The sequence below is a fragment of the Candidatus Nitrosopelagicus brevis genome, from assembly GCF_000812185.1.
Taxonomy (GTDB): Archaea; Thermoproteota; Nitrososphaeria; order Nitrososphaerales; family Nitrosopumilaceae; genus Nitrosopelagicus; species Nitrosopelagicus brevis.
Genome location: NZ_CP007026.1, coordinates 304,342 through 320,535, shown reverse-complemented (window position 1 = coordinate 320,535; position 16,194 = coordinate 304,342). Strand labels below are relative to the sequence as shown.

General features: G+C 32.5%; 23 protein-coding genes. 13 read left to right on the top strand and 10 right to left on the bottom strand.

The window, feature by feature from the left end; translation table 11 throughout:
* Positions 1-16: 16 nt before the first annotated feature.
* From scpB to T478_RS01845, 12 genes are all read left to right on the top strand, one after another.
* Positions 17-577 carry an SMC-Scp complex subunit ScpB gene (gene scpB / locus T478_RS01900; RefSeq protein WP_048104747.1) on the top strand — a complete coding sequence of 187 codons (561 nt, stop codon included), beginning with the start codon at positions 17-19 and terminating at the stop codon, positions 575-577.
* 61 nt (positions 578-638) lie between these two features.
* A complete protein-coding gene (locus tag T478_RS01895) occupies positions 639-1,022 on the top strand; it encodes a 30S ribosomal protein S8e (protein ID WP_048104745.1) in 384 nt (127 codons plus the stop codon).
* A 4-nt stretch (positions 1,023-1,026) separates the two neighbouring features.
* Positions 1,027-1,329, top strand: coding sequence for a signal recognition particle subunit SRP19/SEC65 family protein (locus T478_RS01890; RefSeq protein WP_048104743.1), 303 nt, complete (start codon positions 1,027-1,029; stop codon positions 1,327-1,329).
* A 70-nt stretch (positions 1,330-1,399) separates the two neighbouring features.
* Entirely contained in the window at positions 1,400-1,663 is a 264-nt protein-coding gene (locus T478_RS01885; RefSeq protein ID WP_082008718.1) for an H/ACA ribonucleoprotein complex subunit GAR1, read from the top strand.
* A complete protein-coding gene (locus T478_RS01880; RefSeq protein WP_048104741.1) occupies positions 1,660-2,622 on the top strand; it encodes a transcription initiation factor IIB in 963 nt (320 codons plus the stop codon). Before T478_RS01885 ends, T478_RS01880 begins: the two co-directional genes overlap by 4 nt.
* 80 nt (positions 2,623-2,702) lie before the next feature.
* Positions 2,703-3,476, top strand: coding sequence for a Fe-S cluster assembly ATPase SufC (sufC, locus tag T478_RS01875; RefSeq protein WP_048104740.1), 774 nt, complete (start codon positions 2,703-2,705; stop codon positions 3,474-3,476).
* Positions 3,477-3,519: 43 nt separating this feature from the next.
* On the top strand, positions 3,520-4,194 hold the full coding sequence (locus tag T478_RS01870; RefSeq protein WP_048106731.1) for a chlorite dismutase family protein: 675 nt from the start codon (positions 3,520-3,522) through the stop codon (positions 4,192-4,194).
* On the top strand, positions 4,194-4,766 hold the full coding sequence (locus T478_RS01865) for a DUF1802 family protein (protein ID WP_048104739.1): 573 nt from the start codon (positions 4,194-4,196) through the stop codon (positions 4,764-4,766). Before T478_RS01870 ends, T478_RS01865 begins: the two co-directional genes overlap by 1 nt.
* Entirely contained in the window at positions 4,763-5,767 is a 1,005-nt protein-coding gene (locus tag T478_RS01860) for an aldo/keto reductase (protein WP_048104738.1), read from the top strand. The genes T478_RS01865 and T478_RS01860 overlap by 4 nt, the downstream gene beginning before the upstream one ends.
* Positions 5,768-5,831: 64 nt before the next feature.
* A complete protein-coding gene (locus T478_RS01855; RefSeq protein WP_048104737.1) occupies positions 5,832-7,952 on the top strand; it encodes a hypothetical protein in 2,121 nt (706 codons plus the stop codon).
* A gap of 41 nt (positions 7,953-7,993) precedes the next feature.
* Positions 7,994-8,506 carry an adenine phosphoribosyltransferase gene (locus T478_RS01850; protein WP_048104735.1) on the top strand — a complete coding sequence of 171 codons (513 nt, stop codon included), beginning with the start codon at positions 7,994-7,996 and terminating at the stop codon, positions 8,504-8,506.
* Positions 8,506-9,297, top strand: coding sequence for an S-methyl-5'-thioadenosine phosphorylase (locus T478_RS01845; RefSeq protein WP_048104733.1), 792 nt, complete (start codon positions 8,506-8,508; stop codon positions 9,295-9,297). The genes T478_RS01850 and T478_RS01845 overlap by 1 nt, the downstream gene beginning before the upstream one ends.
* Here the strand turns inward: T478_RS01845 and T478_RS01840 are convergent.
* The 4 genes from T478_RS01840 to T478_RS01825 are packed head-to-tail and all read right to left on the bottom strand — an operon-like array spanning position 9,294 to position 10,685.
* Positions 9,294-9,578 carry a hypothetical protein gene (locus tag T478_RS01840; RefSeq protein ID WP_048104732.1) on the bottom strand — a complete coding sequence of 95 codons (285 nt, stop codon included), beginning with the start codon at positions 9,576-9,578 and terminating at the stop codon, positions 9,294-9,296. The genes T478_RS01845 and T478_RS01840 overlap by 4 nt on opposite strands.
* Before the next feature lie 2 nt (positions 9,579-9,580).
* Complete coding sequence (locus T478_RS01835) at positions 9,581-10,063, bottom strand: hypothetical protein (RefSeq protein WP_238573625.1); 483 nt, start codon at positions 10,061-10,063, stop codon at positions 9,581-9,583.
* Positions 10,064-10,074: 11 nt separating this feature from the next.
* Positions 10,075-10,437, bottom strand: a complete 363-nt coding sequence (locus T478_RS01830; protein WP_048104731.1) for a hypothetical protein — start codon at positions 10,435-10,437, stop codon at positions 10,075-10,077.
* Between the two features lie 8 nt (positions 10,438-10,445).
* Entirely contained in the window at positions 10,446-10,685 is a 240-nt protein-coding gene (locus T478_RS01825; protein WP_048104729.1) for a hypothetical protein, read from the bottom strand.
* 71 nt (positions 10,686-10,756) lie between these two features.
* Between T478_RS01825 and T478_RS01820 the strand changes: the two genes are divergently transcribed.
* Positions 10,757-11,230, top strand: coding sequence for an Hsp20/alpha crystallin family protein (locus tag T478_RS01820; RefSeq protein WP_082008755.1), 474 nt, complete (start codon positions 10,757-10,759; stop codon positions 11,228-11,230).
* On the opposite strand, the gene T478_RS01815 is transcribed toward T478_RS01820, so the two are convergent.
* Genes T478_RS01815 through T478_RS01790 form a run of 6 tightly spaced genes read right to left on the bottom strand, consistent with a single transcriptional unit; the run spans position 11,216 to position 16,175 of the window.
* Positions 11,216-12,337: a DNA topoisomerase IV subunit A gene (locus tag T478_RS01815; RefSeq protein WP_048104727.1), complete on the bottom strand. Its 1,122-nt coding sequence runs from the start codon at positions 12,335-12,337 to the stop codon at positions 11,216-11,218. The genes T478_RS01820 and T478_RS01815 overlap by 15 nt on opposite strands.
* Complete coding sequence (locus T478_RS01810; protein WP_048104726.1) at positions 12,330-14,198, bottom strand: DNA topoisomerase VI subunit B; 1,869 nt, start codon at positions 14,196-14,198, stop codon at positions 12,330-12,332. The genes T478_RS01815 and T478_RS01810 overlap by 8 nt, the downstream gene beginning before the upstream one ends.
* Positions 14,188-14,757 carry a KH domain-containing protein gene (locus T478_RS01805; protein ID WP_048104724.1) on the bottom strand — a complete coding sequence of 190 codons (570 nt, stop codon included), beginning with the start codon at positions 14,755-14,757 and terminating at the stop codon, positions 14,188-14,190. The genes T478_RS01810 and T478_RS01805 overlap by 11 nt, the downstream gene beginning before the upstream one ends.
* On the bottom strand, positions 14,754-15,533 hold the full coding sequence (locus T478_RS01800) for a serine protein kinase RIO (RefSeq protein ID WP_048104723.1): 780 nt from the start codon (positions 15,531-15,533) through the stop codon (positions 14,754-14,756). The genes T478_RS01805 and T478_RS01800 overlap by 4 nt, the downstream gene beginning before the upstream one ends.
* A gap of 39 nt (positions 15,534-15,572) precedes the next feature.
* Positions 15,573-15,884: a translation initiation factor eIF-1A gene (locus T478_RS01795; protein WP_048104722.1), complete on the bottom strand. Its 312-nt coding sequence runs from the start codon at positions 15,882-15,884 to the stop codon at positions 15,573-15,575.
* Between the two features lie 36 nt (positions 15,885-15,920).
* Positions 15,921-16,175 carry a DUF424 domain-containing protein gene (locus tag T478_RS01790; protein ID WP_238573623.1) on the bottom strand — a complete coding sequence of 85 codons (255 nt, stop codon included), beginning with the start codon at positions 16,173-16,175 and terminating at the stop codon, positions 15,921-15,923.
* Between the last annotated feature and the right edge of the window lie 19 nt (positions 16,176-16,194).

Here is a 16,194-nt window from a genome sequence, read left to right as displayed (position 1 = left end):
CAAAGTGGAGATATTCATGGTTAAGGTTGATAATGAAAATGAGGCAACTGCACGAATAGAATCTGCACTATATTCAGCAGGAAGACCTCTAAGCGTAGAGGATCTTATCAGAGCATCAGGAACAGAATCAAGAAAAACAACATTAAATTTACTAACAAAACTTATCCAGAAGACAAAATCATCTTTCAAAGCAATCGAGATTACAAATTTGCCAGATGGCTCATATGTTTTTCAACTAAAACCAGAGTATAGTTCAACAATTGGAAGGAAGTATGCATCTAGACCGATGTTAGCAAAAGCAACACAAAAAACATTATCTTACATTGCATATGAACAACCAATTTCTAGTAAACAGCTAGTAGAAGTTAGAGGTACAGGAGTTTATTCACATTTGAAAGATTTAACCCAACTTGATTTTATAGAACATCAGACGGTTGGAAGATACAAAATTTATACTACAACAGAGAAGTTTAGAAAATATTTTGGTATTCAAGGAGATGATGATACATTGAGACAAAAATTATTCAAAAAGGTACGTACTAGAAATACAGCCCCTAGTACAGTGAATTATAATTAATACACGTAAAAATTCACAAATCTTGCGTTTTGTATAAATTAGAGTAATTCAAAAACATTCCATGAAGAAATCTGTAGAGAATCTAAAAACAAGTAAGATTACTGGTGGTCTTAGACATCCATTAAAGACTAGACAGAAATTTGAAACTGACAGATACCCAAATGAAGCAGAAATGGGAGAAGAACAGCAAACCATTACAAGAAAGACAAGAGGAAATAATAGAAAAACTGGATTAAAGATTGCAAGCTTTGTAAATTTAGTTATGGCCGATTCCAAAGTAAAAAGATCAAAGATTATCAAAGTTTTAGAAAATCAAACAAACAATGATTATCAAAGACGTGGAATCATTACAAAAGGTGCAATTGTTGAAACAGAAGACGGAAAGTGTAGAATTGTATCAAGACCAGGTCAAAGCGGAACAGTTAGCGGAATTTTAGTAAAGTAGAGATATGAAAGATTACGAACACGTCGTAATCTGGCTTGATTATTTTAACAAGACATTACCACGTAACAAAGGTAGAAGATTATCAAAAGAAAAATGTGTTTTTGATCCATCGTTAAAAGAATTAATTGATGCATCAAACTCTGCAGGACTACAACCAAAAGAAACAGAAGAACAAGTGAGATATCCAAAAAGACCATATGTCAGATCTGGATACATTGTTCTACCAAAAACAGAAAAAAAGACAACAATGCTTGAAAAAATTTCTCAAAAATTAGTATCTAAAAGGGCAAAACAATCAAAACAGTAACGAAAATAGCTACGAACTAAAGTTTTGTTGACAGAACTTAATGAAAACTATCAAAACTTCTGAATTGTAATTGCAGGAGGTAGGTGAAGTTATGCACTTAGCCAATAGTGGCAGAGTCATTGTACGACTCAACTCAGAGGTACCTGAAGGTCAAATTCTTTGTGATAGCAATAGTCAAAAAATTGCAAAAGTTACAGAGCTAATTGGACCAGTATCAAGTCCCTTTGCGTCAGCCATACCATTAACAAATAACTTGAGAAAGATTAATGGGAAAAAAGTTTTTGCGCTTGATCAAGCTCCTGCAAAGAAAAAAAGCAGGAGAAGACATAGATGAGTACAATAGAAATACAATCTTGCTGTACTGAATGTAAATCTCCAGTAATAGATGACATTCACAATGGTGAGAGAATTTGTTCCGGATGCGGCATTGTCGTTGATGAACAAATGGCTGATATGGGTCCAGAAACAAAAACATCAAATCTCGAAGATAAAATGAGATTAGCAAGAGCATCTGGACAAACAACACTTGCACAACATGATATGGGAATTGCTACAGACATCTCAATTTCATCCACAGATTTTAGTGGCAAAAAAATTCCAAGCACAGTTTCCAATCAAATGCAAAATCTAAGAAAATGGCAACAAAGAGTTCGCGTAACATCTCCACGTGAAAGAAGATTAACTAATGTTTTAGGAAAGATTTCTGAAACCTGTGTTAGTTGTAGTCTTCCAAAAAATGTGGTAGAAACAGCATCCATGATTTATCGTAGCCTAGATGGAAAAAACATCGAGGTCAAGGGCAAATCAGTCGTAAGCATTACCATAGCAGTAGTGTATATGGCATGCAAACAATGCGGAATTGTTAGATCATTAGATGAGATTTGCAAAAATGTTTGTGCACCAAAAGATGTAAAGGCAAAAACAAAGTTAGCTGCAAAATACTACAGAAATCTTGTTTTAGAGATAGGAAATGTTGTAACCCCAGTAGTTACCATGGACAAATATATCTCAAAGATCGCAAATCTAACTAAAACAGATGTAAGAGTTGAGCGACTTGCTTTAGAAATTGCCGCAAAAACAGAAACCAAAAACATTACAGATGGAAAGGCTCCAAATGGAATAGCCTCAGCTTATCTGTATGTATCATCAGTTTTGTTAGGGCAAAATGTTCTACAAAGAGATGTATCAACAGTTTCTGGCATCACAGAAGTCACAATCAGAAATAGAGTCAAGGAGATTCTTTCAACACATAAGATGACTTTGACATTAAGACCTATTTTAGCCAAAAAATAATCCCCCCCTTTCTTCTTTATTTTAGATTAGGATTAGCTAAAATTCGTCGAGATTATATACGAAGATCAGAGGATAAATCCATGGCAGAACTTGAGATAAAGGATTTACATGTAACAAGAGAAGGTAAAGAAATTCTCAAAGGTGTGAATTTGAAAACTGGCCCAGGTGAGGTTCATGCAATTATGGGACCTAATGGTTCTGGAAAAAGTACATTATCATATACACTATTAGCACATCCAAAGTACGAAGTAACTCAAGGAGACATACTACTTGATGGAGAGAGTATTTTAGAATTAACAGCGGATGAGAGAGCAAAAAAAGGATTGTTTTTGGGATTTCAATATCCAACAGAAGTTTCGGGAGTAGGTTTTTCACATTTTCTTAGAACATCTTACAATGCACTTAGTAAAGCAATGAAAGGTGAAGAACGTGAAGTGTTCATCACTGTAAGAGAATTTCAAAATTATCTAAAAGAAAATATCAATTCCGTTGGATTAAGAGAAGACTTTCTTTCAAGATATTTGAATGAAGGGTTTTCTGGAGGAGAGAAGAAACGTGCAGAAGTATTACAAATGGCAGTACTAAAACCAAAAATTTCTATTTTAGATGAACCAGATTCAGGATTAGATATTGATGCAGTACAATCAGTTGCAAAAGCAATTAGTCAGGTATCAGATAAAGATTCAACAACAATTGTAATTACACATTATGCACGAATTCTTAATTTCTTAGACAAGTTAGATCATGTTCATGTTTTTGCGGATGGTAAAATTTTGAAAAGCGGAGATGCAAGTCTTGCACAAGAACTTGAAAAACGTGGTTATGATTGGGTTCTTGAAGAAGCAAAGCAGTAAGAAATTAAAATTATTTTAAATATTAGACAACAAATGAATGATCATGTCTGAAGAAAATAAAAGATACTATTTCAATTTCTCATTTTTTAAAATAGATCCAAAATGGAGATGGATGGCGGATTTGGCAAAAGAGGAATCAGCAAAAGAGTTAGAAAATATTTTAGAAAATGCTCCAGTACAATCTAGAACATATTCAACACTAGGATTAAGAAATGATGCAGATTTTTTAATTTGGTTCATGTCTGAATCAATTGAAGATATTCAAGAAACAATTTCAAAAATATACTTGACAGTAGTTGGGAAATATATCATGCCATCCATAGTTTATTTTTCATCAACACGACCATCAATATATGCACAAAAAGACAGAATCCATTCATTTGTTGGAGGATTAGAGGCAAAAAAATACACAGTTGTTTACCCTTTTATCAAAACAAGAGAATGGTATCTCTTACCTCTTGAACAACGCAAAGCAATGATGGATGAGCATATCAAAGTTAGTCAAAAATATCCACAAGTAGAACTAAACACAACATACTCCTTTGGTATTCACGACCAAGATTTCATGTTAGCATTCGAATCAGATGATCTAAATGTATTTCAAGATATGATTATGGAACTTAGAGGTACCAAAGTTTCAGCATATGTCAAAGAAGATACACCGATGATAGTCTGTGTGAAAAAAGATATAGTCCCTATAATTACGAGTCTTGGATAATGGAAGGACTAAAAGAGTGGGCTACGGTAGTAAAAGCTCTAGAACAAGGAAAACAAACCGTGATTTTAAGAAAAGGTGGTATTTTAGAAACTGCATCAGGATTTAATATTGAATCTAAAAAATTTTTTTTGTTTCCGACATGGGAACACCAAGAAACAAAACATGTTAAACCAGAATTCCATGATTTCCTAAATGAAGTTTTAGACAAAAAACCAAAAGCAGGATTTAATAAAATTTCTTCATATGCAGAAATTTTATTTGAAAAGGATATTGAATCCAATGAAATAATCAATCAATTATCATCATTTCATATTTGGAGTGATTCATACATTCAAGAAAGAAGAAATTGGAAGCCTGAAAAACCAATGAAAGCAGTATTCTTAAAAATAATGAAAGTTCCAGAGTTTGATTTACCACTAAAATCAGAGTTTTCAGGATGTAAATCTTGGATAGAATTAAATTCAAATTTTCAAGATACAGAATGGATGGTTAGACGTAGAAGAAGAGAATCAGCTTTGGAAGATAATGAGATTGAGAAAAAACTAGAAGAGTTCAAGGAGATAGTTAAATGAAATATAAAAAATTAGGAAAAAGTGGAATTAAGGTTTCCGAAATTGGTTTTGGAGCATGGACTATTGCATTAAACTGGTGGGGAAAAGAAATTGATGAAGACGAAGCTAAAAGAATGTTGAAAAAAGCTTATGATTGTGGAATAAACTTCTTTGAAACTGGGGACATGTATGGAAAGGGCAAAAGTGAACGATTGATTGGAGAAGCTTTCAAAGACATGAGAAATGAAGTTATAATTTCAACTAAATATGGTTATGATTTTGAGCAAGTTAAACAAGTTGGACATACAGAATTACCACAACAATTTGATGAGAAATTCACCCGAAAAGCATTAACCAATAGTTTGGATAGATTGAAGACAGATTATGTCGACATGTATGGTTTGCATAATCCAAAAATGCATCATATTAAAGATGATTCTATTTTCAATACATTAGATAGTTTGATTGAAGAGGAAAAAATTAAAACGTATCAAATTGCTTTAGGGCCAGCAATAGGATGGACAGAAGAGGGATTAGAATCCATGAAAAGAAAAAATGTGACTGCAGTTCAAACTGTTTTTAATATTTTAGAACAAACACCAGGAAATGAATTGTTAAACTCAGGTATAGAAAATAACGTAGGAATTCTAGTTAGAGTTCCTGACGCATCAGGAATTTTGACAGGTAAAGTAAATGCAGATACAAAAATCGATGAAAAAGATCATCGTTCAGTAAGAAAAGGTGAATGGATAAAAGCTTCATTGAAAAAAGTTGAAGAGTTAAAACCAATCGCTGACAGAAATGGATTAAGCATTAAAGAATTGGCTATTAAATTCATCTTATCAAAAGAAGGGATTTCTTCAGTTTTTCCAACGGTAATCAGTGAAGAAGAAATTCAAACATTTTCAGATATGTCAAATGGAGGATATCTAAATAATTCAGATATGAAAGAAATTGACCAGCTATACACAAAATGGTGGTCAGAAAATCCATATGAATTGAAAGCTACTCAGGTTGCATAGAATTAGATATTTCACGAATTAATTCTCATTAAGATTTAATTGTAGATAATAGAACATTTCTATGATGGGCTCACATTCAGTTTTAGTTTTTTCATTATTATTAATTTCATCAGTCATTTTTGTATCAAGTTTTGATACTAGTTTTGCTGATAAAGTCATCGGTGTAAGTACAGGTTTTGAGGATTCAACTATACTTGAATTAAAAAACAATAGAGGAAATACTGCGAGTATAGATACGGTAAGAATCTGGTTGAGTGGAGAAAATGAATTCAAGTCTTTTAAAACTGAAAATGGATGGATGGGTAAAAATACGCCACAAGGAGTAATTGTGTTTACATCACAAACGGAAATAGACCCAGGTCAATCTGTAAAATTTGGAATTAAGACTATAGAAAATAATCCAGTGATAAATTGGAAAGCATTAGATTCAAAGGGAGAAATAATTAGTTCAGCAAGTACAACTGTAACAAAATCAGAAATATCAGAAAATAAACCAGAATTAAATCAGCCTAAAATTGTTACAATAAAAGAGAGTTCAAACTTCAGATTTATTCCAGAAAAACCTGCATCAAATTCTTATTTTAGAGTAGTTGGAGAAGACTTTGTTCCAAACCAATCACTTGATTTCTACATTGCAAATGAACTAAAAGAATCAGTGAAAGTTGATTCAGACGGAAAGATACTGTTTACGTCTAAATTACCAGCCATTCTTAATGATGAAAGAACTGAATTTGTTTTACGAGATTCAGGAGGAAATGAAAAAACGCTCAGTATAAGAATTCCACAATTAGAAAATAGAGAGATTGCAGATGTGATAAAATTGTCACTTGGAAACACACCACAAGAAGCTAAGCGTGGAGATGTAATTACACTTGATGGAATGGCAACGCCAAATACAACATTAACTATTACATCAAAAGATAACAACGGAAATATTCTTGCCATAGATACAATTCAAGTAAGATTTGATGGTAAATGGACGTATGATAATTTGATTTCTCCAGAGTTGGATTTAGGAATGATTTCCATTGAAATTGATGATGGAAAAGGCAAGGCATTAAGAAATGTGGAAGTGATAAGTGCAAAATTAATCAATATTTCAGGTACAGAAACAAGTATTGAAGCAGGCGAGTCTATTACATTTGAGGGCACTGCAATCCCAAATCAAGAGATGTCAATAATTATTGAAGACGCCATTAATACAGAGATATTCTCTAGAACTGTTTCAGTTGGAGAATCAGGATTAGTCAACTTCAATGTAGAAATACCAAGAGGTTCAGTCGAAGGAACTTACATTTTATCAGCATTTCAAGGAAATGAATCTGGAATTACAACTTTTGGCGTGGGGCAGGAACCTGAACCAATATTAATTGTGAGACCAACAAAATTAAATTTTGCAAGTGATGAAATGATTAACGTTGAAATTCAGGGTCCAGTTAACTCACAAGTTGCAATTATTTTGATTGACTCTGCAGATAGAGAAAAACTTTCAGATACATTGAATCTGGGACCAGATGGTAAAGAGGTATATAAAATTAAATCAAATGATTTGCCAAATGGATCGTTCACTTTGAATGCAAAGAGAGGTGAAAGTTCTGGTTCAGCAGTGTTTACAATTGGATTGACAACAGGTTCTGGCGCAATTTCAATTCAAACAACTAGAGATGATTACAAGCAAGGAGAACAGATTTTAATTCTTGGAAGTACAGGTGCAATCAATGTGCTATTAGATATCACAATTAGTGATTCTAATGGAAAGATTATAAAGAAAATTGAAACATTTTCTGATAGATTTGGAGTATTCAAAGTAGATAATTTTAGAATCCCATTAGATGCAACGGTAGGAAAGTGGAATGTTAATGCAAAAAGTGGTGGAAATTTTAAAGATGTGGAATTTTCAGTTTCTGGAGAAAACAACGAATTACAAATATTCACAGATAAGAGTAATTATAATACAAATGAATTATTGAATATATCAGGTTCAGGTGCGAGATTATCAGCAACGGTAACAATCAAAATATTTGATTCAGAAGGGATTAAAATTGATGAATTAAATATTACTGCTAAGAGTAATGGGGAATATCTTACAATGTGGCAGATTCCAGCAGATTTAGAAAGTGGAGAATATGAGATGACTGCAGATGACGGTGCATCAAACACATCTACAAAATTCACGATTAGTTGATCAACTAACGGTTTTTATTTCTCAATTTTTCGTCTAAACTTATGAATCTAAAAGATAAGATTGCAGATTATCCAAATTTCCCTAAAAAAGGAATTTTGTTTAGAGATTTCTCACCAATCTTAGGTGATCCATCAGCACTATCATTTATGATAGAAGAATTTTCAAAGAAATTCCATCCTAACGACGTGGATGTTTTTGCTGGAATTGAATCTAGAGGATTCATCATAGCATGTGCATTAGCACTGAAATACAACAAAGGAATGATTCTTGTACGAAAGGCAGGAAAATTGCCTGGCAAAGTTGTTAAGACATCATATACTCTAGAATATGGTAAGGCAACATTAGAAGTTCAGAAAGACGTCATTCAAGAAGGACAACGTGTTTTGATTTGTGATGATTTGTTAGCAACTGGAGGTACAGCAAAAGCTGCAGCAAAATTAATTGAAAAAATTAATGGAACCATAGTGGGATTCGCATTCATTATAGAATTACTTGAATTAAACGGTCGAGAAAAGATTAAAGATTACAGATCAGAATCATTGGTGGAATACTAATGGAAGAAACTGCAGAAATTGGAATTTTTGGCGGTACAGGAATTTATGATTCAGGGTTATTAAAAGAACCAAAAGAAATTGCTATAGATACACCGTACGGAAAACCTTCTGATACCATAACAATTGGCGAATTCAACGGAAGAAAAATTGCATTTTTACCAAGACATGGAAAAAAACATACAATTCCACCACATATGATAAATTACAGAGCAAACATTTGGGCATTCAAAGAATTAGGAGTAAAAAGAATAATTGCTCCATCAGCAGTTGGAAGTTTAAAAGAAGAATTTGCACCACGAGACTTTGCATTACCAACACAATTTTTAGATTTTACAAAATCACGTAAAGGTTCATTTTCTGAAGATGGACGAGTCATACACATTTCAGTTGCAGATCCATTTTGCCCAGAATTACAAAAAGCAATTTTAGATGTAACAGACAAACAAGAATTAAAAATTCATAAAGAAGCAACATATGTCTGCATTGAAGGACCTAGATTTTCAACTAAAGCAGAATCAAAATTTTACAAAAGTACGGGTGCAGAGATAATTGGTATGACACTAGTGCCAGAGTGTCAATTAGCAAGAGAGGCACAAATTTGCTATGCATCAATTTCAACAGTTACAGATTATGACGTATGGGCAGAAAAACCAGTCACAGCAAAAGAGGTTATTGAAACATTATCAAAAAATGTTGAATTAACTAAGAAACTCCTTACAGAATTAATTGATAAAATTCCTGTTTCAAAATCATGTTCTTGTGAAAAGGCATTAGAAGAAGCAGAATTTTAATCATCAGCGAATGATTCTTTTTGTAATCCTTCAGGTAAAGTAAGATCACCTTGGATAAGATTTTTTTGTAGAGTGTCAATTACAACATCAAGATCATAACCTAAATCTTTGATATTTTTTTCAACATCATCAGTAAGTTTTACGCCTATATTCTGACCACCTATTCTTCCAAAAGCAATTCCTGTAAAAGGAAATGAATATTCATCAACTACAAAATTACCAACTATTTTTGCAGCCATTTGAGTGCCGGTAATCTCTTGAATGTTAACAGTTAGTTTCAAGATTAAATTTCAACTGCATGATGTATATGATCCAAGACAAGAAAGCTTGAATGAAAATCATCCACGATTTTATAATCCTGGATTTTTAAATCAATAAGTTTTTCATCAGCAGTTTCAAATTTTATCATTCCAGTTTCTTTTAATTTAACTAATTTCCATTTGTCTTTTCCTTTTTGCAATTTACTTACAATAACTGCCCATTTTTCGTCATCTTCAATTCGTGGCATTCCAACAATATCAGAAATAGAATCAATTCCTAATGTTTTTTCTTCACAAAATTCTTTCATGCATGCAGCACATCTCCAGACATCAACTGAACCAATAGTTCGTTCATCAATGTTGATGTTTACAGGAGCAAGATATGTTATCTGAGGATTACTACAACATTTGTAAATTTCAGGAGCTTTTGGTTTGTCATCAGAGTCACCTAGAGTTTTTCTAGTATAGCTTTGAGGCTTGCCAGAAGGTGCATCAGATTCAGTCATATTTTTTCATTTTATTTGTTATATTTAGTCCTTGCATCATCGTAAGATACTTCTAACGCAACTCCAATATTGTCAACGTTAAGATTTTTCTTGAACTCTTTTTGTTCTCTTTCACACATTTTTCGATACATATTGACTGCTGTAAATCTAGGATGCATTGCCTCAAACTCATCATTAGGCATATCAATAAAGCCACCCAACTCTACTAATTTTTTTGAATTTTGAGTTGCATCATCTAAAGAAATTTTCAGATCATTAGAAATTTTAGAAGTATTCATTTTACCATTAATTACAACATGTAGGAAAATTTTCGCCTGGACTTCTGTTAATTTAATTTCAGAAACAAGAGTTTTGATTATTTGAGAGAGATTCATTTTACAAATTATAATTCAAAGTTATCTTTTGGTTTTTTAACAAATTTCTTGCTTACTATTTTAAATGCAATACCTAAGGCAATAAAATTAGTTATCAATCCTCCAACGCCTCCAAAGATAAGATCATCAGTTATTGTCCATATACCAAAAAATACTACCAAAGTAGGTACAGAGATTATTATTGCAATTAAGGAGCCTTTGGCAACAATATCCTTTGTTGTAATTTTTTTTGAAGAGCTTTCAGTCAATGGTTTGAGATGGGATTATACCTATAAAAATCAAAGATGCTTTATATTTGGTAAAACTAATTTTGTGTGTATTGAGTAAATATGCAAACGCTACACAACCAACCGAAAAATCACTAAATTATGTTGTACCTATAATTTTATTGATTTTCTTTGGATTAGTATATGCAATGTCATTACGAGCAGATAATGGATTTGTTAGTTTCATATTAATTGGAATTGCCTTAGTGACTATAGTTTATTGGACCAGAGTCATTAAGAAAATGGTTGTTACTCAAAAACCAAAATTTACTGCAAGAGAACAGGAATCAAAGAATTGGGTATACGATTTAATCAAAGGAGACAATGAAACAGTTTTCGTTGCAGAAGTTCCAGGACCAGAAGATAAAATTGCTGTCAGATTAATTGATGGAATTTTATACATTAGAGGTTCACAAGGATTTTCAAAGGAAGTTCAAATTGAAGGACCAAAAGAAATGGAAATTGGTGATTTCAAGTATAGAAATGGTGTCTTAACATTAAGAATTAGAACATCAGAAGCTCTTTGATTCTTCTAATTTTTTAGGTAAATATTTTTCAGTAATATTTGTCAAACCATATTTTGAAAATGCTTCCAGTTCTGCTTTTCTCTTAATTTTTATGAATACTTCTAGTTCTCGTTTCCACAATCCTTCTTCGTATCTAGGATCTTTTAGTAAATCATAACAACGCTTGATATCAGATTCAGTCATTGGAATTGTAGGTAGTTTGAATTTATCAATGTCTGTGGCCCAGACACCCATCCATTTTGCATCAGGTACTGTTAATTCTCTTAGATGAGCTGCATTTGCAGAACCAGATTTTATTACCATTGCAATATGTTCTCCATACACATCACCGTCTGTCAGTATGACAACAGGTAATCCCAATTCATCATGTAAACGCTTTAGCAATGTTCGAGTGGAACGAGGAGCTTGACCGCCAGTATTAATGATAATAGATTTGAATTTTTTATCAACTTGTTCCTCTACAAACCTAGTAAACAAACCACCTTTCTCTATTGCAATTACCATTTCTGCACTGGTATCAGTTAATTGAGCAGAAGTCATACTAGGACCAATTGCATATCCGTCAGGATGACTAGAAAGATTTTGTGTTTTTCCTTCATAACCTGGAATTGTATATTCAATTGTCAAGTCACCAAAAATACTACTTCGCTCTTCAGGAAATACAAAGAAATCTTCACGAGGTTGAGATAAGACGGCTTCTAGATCAACTATAATATTATCAGATTCTTGTTGGTCTTCAAAATCTACTGCAAATGCTTGAGATGAATAATAAACATCTCGAAGAGTAGATGATTTTTTCTCATGTGTTAATTTATTTGCAAAAAATGCAAGCCATAGCAATTGAGTAAATGAACGTAATTGAGAACTATTTCTTGCACTTCTTAGAGAAGCGTTAGTTCCAAGTACGTATTGTCTTAGTTTTTTATCATAGATGATATTACTAATGGAACGATTCGGAATTGAAAACTTTGGAAATTCACCATTTTCAAGATCCTCATATATTTGAGCACCATGGTTTTTGAGAGCTTGGATAAGTTTTTTTGATTTATCAATTTTTTCTTTTTTTGTTTCTTTTTTTGTTACTTTTTTTGTTACTTTTTTAGCCATTCTTTTCTACCTCTTTATTTTCATCTGTATTGTTTATTGCAGTTTCTTCTTTAATCATTTTTTCATAATTTGGCTCTTTCTTTTTTCCAGACAATTCTGTACAAAATTGTGCTACAAGTGGCAAATATTTTGAATATAGGTTAGCACGTTTCTTTGCAGCCTCTGCTTGGCCTTTTTTAGACATATATCCAGAAAGTTTTCTTGAAAGGAATTGAAGCGCCAATCTAAGTTCTTTTTCAATTTCTGGCCTATCAGCCACATTTTCTTTTCCTACTGTTTTGTATGGAACTCTTGTTGAACAAATATGTGAAACTATGATAAATGGTGCAGAATCACTTTTCACTTTGTAACGATTCCAGTCAGCATCTTTAACAACTTTTAGTACAACGTCACTACCTTCATCATATAACAATGGAATTCTATTTGCAAATCTATACACAGTAGTACCACGTGTTTCAATTTTACCTCCATATGCAATTCCCATTTCTACAACAAATGGAAATCCAGAATATGCAGAGGCAGTTCTTTGAACCACAGCCATGAAATCAGGCTCGAATCTACGTTGAATTCCTTTTTCAAGAGGTTCTGCACCAAGAGGTGCTAAACATGTAGGGTCAGGAGATCTAAATCCTTCGTATGTTTGCAATGCGTCACTTAATTTTACTAATTCTTGGTCTGTCATATTACCAACTCTAGTTTCAGGTTTGAATTTTGCAAATTTACAAAATTCAAGTGCAGCTGTTGGACCCACTCTCTGAAATCTTTTTGTTAAAAAGTGAGTAAGAGACTCACCTTGAACCGTATTTGCTAATTGTTTGTAGTAAGGGCTTTCGACATCCATATCTGCTGCGAGAGTTTGAGATGTACTATAATCCCAGTAGATTAGTTTATTATTTCTAAGATCAACATCTTCAATTCTGATTCGCTGTAATTTTTCAAAATCAGCTTCTAAAAATGACATCAAAGCTATTACAACACGAACAGGTCGAGTGAGTGATTTCCATTTTTTTTCAGTCTTTTTCATTATTTCATTATAGGTAAATTTCTGTTTTGACATTCCAAGTTCTTTTCTAACTTTTTCAATCATTTTATCATCAACATTTGGAATTTGATAATGTGTGTCAACAAGCATCCGACGAATTGTCTCAACATCAATTCCGTATGGATGAGGTGCAATCACTGTCGGAGCAGGAGGCATTGAGCGAATAATTGATTTATGATGAAATTTCTCACCTTTTGGATCATCAAAGGAAATTGTTGCATACGGAGTGATTAATGATGTTTGGTAAACATAATCACGGATTTTTGTTCCTGCTTTTGCATAATCACCATCTAAAACAATACTAACGCTTAATCCTTGTTCAGTACTTGGTGTTTCCTGTTTTTTCATTATTACTGGTTTATTTTTTTGAATATCGAGTTTCATCTCAAAATCAAAACGAGTTTTTCCATCTGCATTACTTTTTACTTTAACTGGTTTGTTTGTTGTAATTTGTCCATAAAGTATTGCCATAGTAGCTCCAAGACCAAACATTCCACGAGCTTGTTTCAACCCAAATTTTGAGCCATACAAAACAGTACCAAATGCAAGAGGTACATGTTTTGAAGGAATTCCAGGACCATTATCTTTTACAGTCAAGATATATTGTTTAGGATCAGGTTTTTCAGGATCTACAGCCTTGATTGTCATGTGAATATTAGGCAATATTCCACTGTGATCACAAGCATCAAGAGAGTTTTCTACAAATTCACGCACAGCAGTATACAATGAACGCGTAGGATTACTAAATCCCGCAAGATCACGATTACGATAAAAAAACTCACTAGGAGATATCTGATTAAAATTTTCGTTAGAAGACATCTTGGTTTTCCCACAATAATGCCTTATCTGCTTTTTCTTTTCTTCTTGCAGCTTCTAGTTTACTGTAAACCGGACCATGCATACTGCCACTACAAAGTGAAGATATTGCATCAACTGCCATACGTAATTGATTTGGTTCTCCAATTATTCCGACAGTTCTACCATAAACAGAAATTTTTGCACCGGTTAGATTTTCCATGTTTAATCTTGCAGTTCCATTTTCACCAATAATTCTTCCCTTAATTCTTTCAATTTGATCAGGAGACTTTCCACCAAATTCCCGTAAATCAATTACGTGTAAACTATTTTCTCCACGTAAAAGACGCAGTGAGTTTTCTGGTGAAAAACCTCTACCCATAGCTGAAACAATTTCAACAGCTTTGAACGGACTAATATTTCCGTCAATTTTATCACTAGTGATTATTACTTCGCCAGTTTCACTATCAATATTCAAATCAACATGACATTTTTTTTCAATTTGATGTTTTGTTTTTCCAGATTTTCCGATAATTACACCAATTCTATCTACTGGAATTCTAATTAATTTTTCAAAGCTCATTTTGTTATCCTTTCAAGAATATCAGCAGGGTTTTCTACCGTCAATCCTCGTTTTACAAAGAAGTTGGTTATGTTATTAATGTCTCTTTTCAAAAAATTCATTGTATTAGGATGTGTTCTATCAACTGCAGATCCCAAATCAAACAATTTTAGACCATTTTTGGTTTTAAAGATGTTATATTCTGAAAAATCTCCGTGAACCAATTTTGCCTTTTTGAATAAATCAGAAATTAATTCAATTGATTGATGATAGTCATTTTCATCAATTTCGGATTCTAGTAAAGTATTTTCAGGTTTGCCATCTTTTCCTTCAAAATCCATTATCAGTATATTTTTTGAAACATGTCTAGGCTTTACAACAGGAATGCCGCAATCATAACATTTAGAAATATTTTGAAATTCTTTTCTAGCCCAGAGATAAACTATGTTTTTTGTTCCTTTTTTGACACTAGTAAATCTAGGATCACCAGTAAGATATTGGCTTCTTTTTTTAAAGTTAGATGTAGTGACTAAGTATATTTTTAATGCGATATCATTTTCTTCAGGATCTTTTGCCCAAAATACAACAGATTCTTTTCCTGCCTTTACAACACCATTTACATAAGAAATTATTTTAGAATTTATCAAATCATAAAGTTGCAATATAGTAATTTTATCTAAAACTTCATTCACTACTTTATTTTTTTTAAAACCATCATCAAGAGTTTTCTTTTTTTTCTTTTGTTCAAGTTTAGATTTTATCTTTAATTCAATTTTTTTTTCAGAATTATCAGACATATCTATACTACATCTACAAATAGAAAATCATTTCTAAAATCAAAAGTCTTTAGGAATATGATCGTTATCTTTTAACCAATCAACTTGAGGTAAAGTAAATCTCCATACGATATCTCCACGTTCAGTTTCTTTAAAATCCCAAGGTGCAATAACCACAACGTCATTATCTCTAATCCAAATTCTTCTTTTTAATTTTCCTCGTATTCTTCCTCTTCTAGTAATGTCATCAGTACATTTTACAAGAACTTGATCACTTCCTAAAAGCTTGATCACTCTACCATACATTTCACCTTCTTCAGCTAGTCTGATTTCTTTTAGTGCACTTTCATTGAGTACTTTGCGTTTTCCCACGAAAAAGATATGTGAATTTTGTATATAATTGTGGTGTTACATCTTGAATACTATCAAGAATGGTACACCTTCAATTCGTCTAATACTTTTTTCAGAACCAATTCCAAGACCAATAGCAAGAGAAACTGTTTTTTCTCCAACCATGTTTATGGAGTTACATTGTGTGAGTAATGTTTTTGCCTCATGCTCATCAACATTACGTTCAGCGTAATAATTTGGATTAATTTTGATTTTTGTATCTCCATCATGAAGAGTTTTATCTACTAATTCAGGGTCGCAGATATTTAGCATTAAATTTCCACTTGCACTG

What these genes read in the sequence shown, in the direction of transcription:
- scpB (WP_048104747.1), top strand. Translation starts at nt 17, where the DNA reads ATGGTTAAGGTTGATAATGAAAATGAGGCAACTGCACGAATAGAATCT.
- T478_RS01895 (WP_048104745.1), top strand. Translation starts at nt 639, where the DNA reads ATGAAGAAATCTGTAGAGAATCTAAAAACAAGTAAGATTACTGGTGGT.
- T478_RS01890 (WP_048104743.1), top strand. Translation starts at nt 1,027, where the DNA reads ATGAAAGATTACGAACACGTCGTAATCTGGCTTGATTATTTTAACAAG.
- T478_RS01880 (WP_048104741.1), top strand. Translation starts at nt 1,660, where the DNA reads ATGAGTACAATAGAAATACAATCTTGCTGTACTGAATGTAAATCTCCA.
- sufC (WP_048104740.1), top strand. Translation starts at nt 2,703, where the DNA reads ATGGCAGAACTTGAGATAAAGGATTTACATGTAACAAGAGAAGGTAAA.
- T478_RS01870 (WP_048106731.1), top strand. Translation starts at nt 3,520, where the DNA reads ATGTCTGAAGAAAATAAAAGATACTATTTCAATTTCTCATTTTTTAAA.
- T478_RS01865 (WP_048104739.1), top strand. Translation starts at nt 4,194, where the DNA reads ATGGAAGGACTAAAAGAGTGGGCTACGGTAGTAAAAGCTCTAGAACAA.
- T478_RS01860 (WP_048104738.1), top strand. Translation starts at nt 4,763, where the DNA reads ATGAAATATAAAAAATTAGGAAAAAGTGGAATTAAGGTTTCCGAAATT.
- T478_RS01855 (WP_048104737.1), top strand. Translation starts at nt 5,832, where the DNA reads ATGGGCTCACATTCAGTTTTAGTTTTTTCATTATTATTAATTTCATCA.
- T478_RS01850 (WP_048104735.1), top strand. Translation starts at nt 7,994, where the DNA reads ATGAATCTAAAAGATAAGATTGCAGATTATCCAAATTTCCCTAAAAAA.
- T478_RS01845 (WP_048104733.1), top strand. Translation starts at nt 8,506, where the DNA reads ATGGAAGAAACTGCAGAAATTGGAATTTTTGGCGGTACAGGAATTTAT.
- T478_RS01835 (WP_238573625.1), bottom strand. Translation starts at nt 10,063, where the DNA reads ATGACTGAATCTGATGCACCTTCTGGCAAGCCTCAAAGCTATACTAGA.
- T478_RS01830 (WP_048104731.1), bottom strand. Translation starts at nt 10,437, where the DNA reads ATGAATCTCTCTCAAATAATCAAAACTCTTGTTTCTGAAATTAAATTA.
- T478_RS01815 (WP_048104727.1), bottom strand. Translation starts at nt 12,337, where the DNA reads ATGGCTAAAAAAGTAACAAAAAAAGTAACAAAAAAAGAAACAAAAAAA.
- T478_RS01810 (WP_048104726.1), bottom strand. Translation starts at nt 14,198, where the DNA reads ATGTCTTCTAACGAAAATTTTAATCAGATATCTCCTAGTGAGTTTTTT.
- T478_RS01805 (WP_048104724.1), bottom strand. Translation starts at nt 14,757, where the DNA reads ATGAGCTTTGAAAAATTAATTAGAATTCCAGTAGATAGAATTGGTGTA.
- T478_RS01800 (WP_048104723.1), bottom strand. Translation starts at nt 15,533, where the DNA reads ATGTCTGATAATTCTGAAAAAAAAATTGAATTAAAGATAAAATCTAAA.
- T478_RS01790 (WP_238573623.1), bottom strand. Translation starts at nt 16,175, where the DNA reads ATGCTAAATATCTGCGACCCTGAATTAGTAGATAAAACTCTTCATGAT.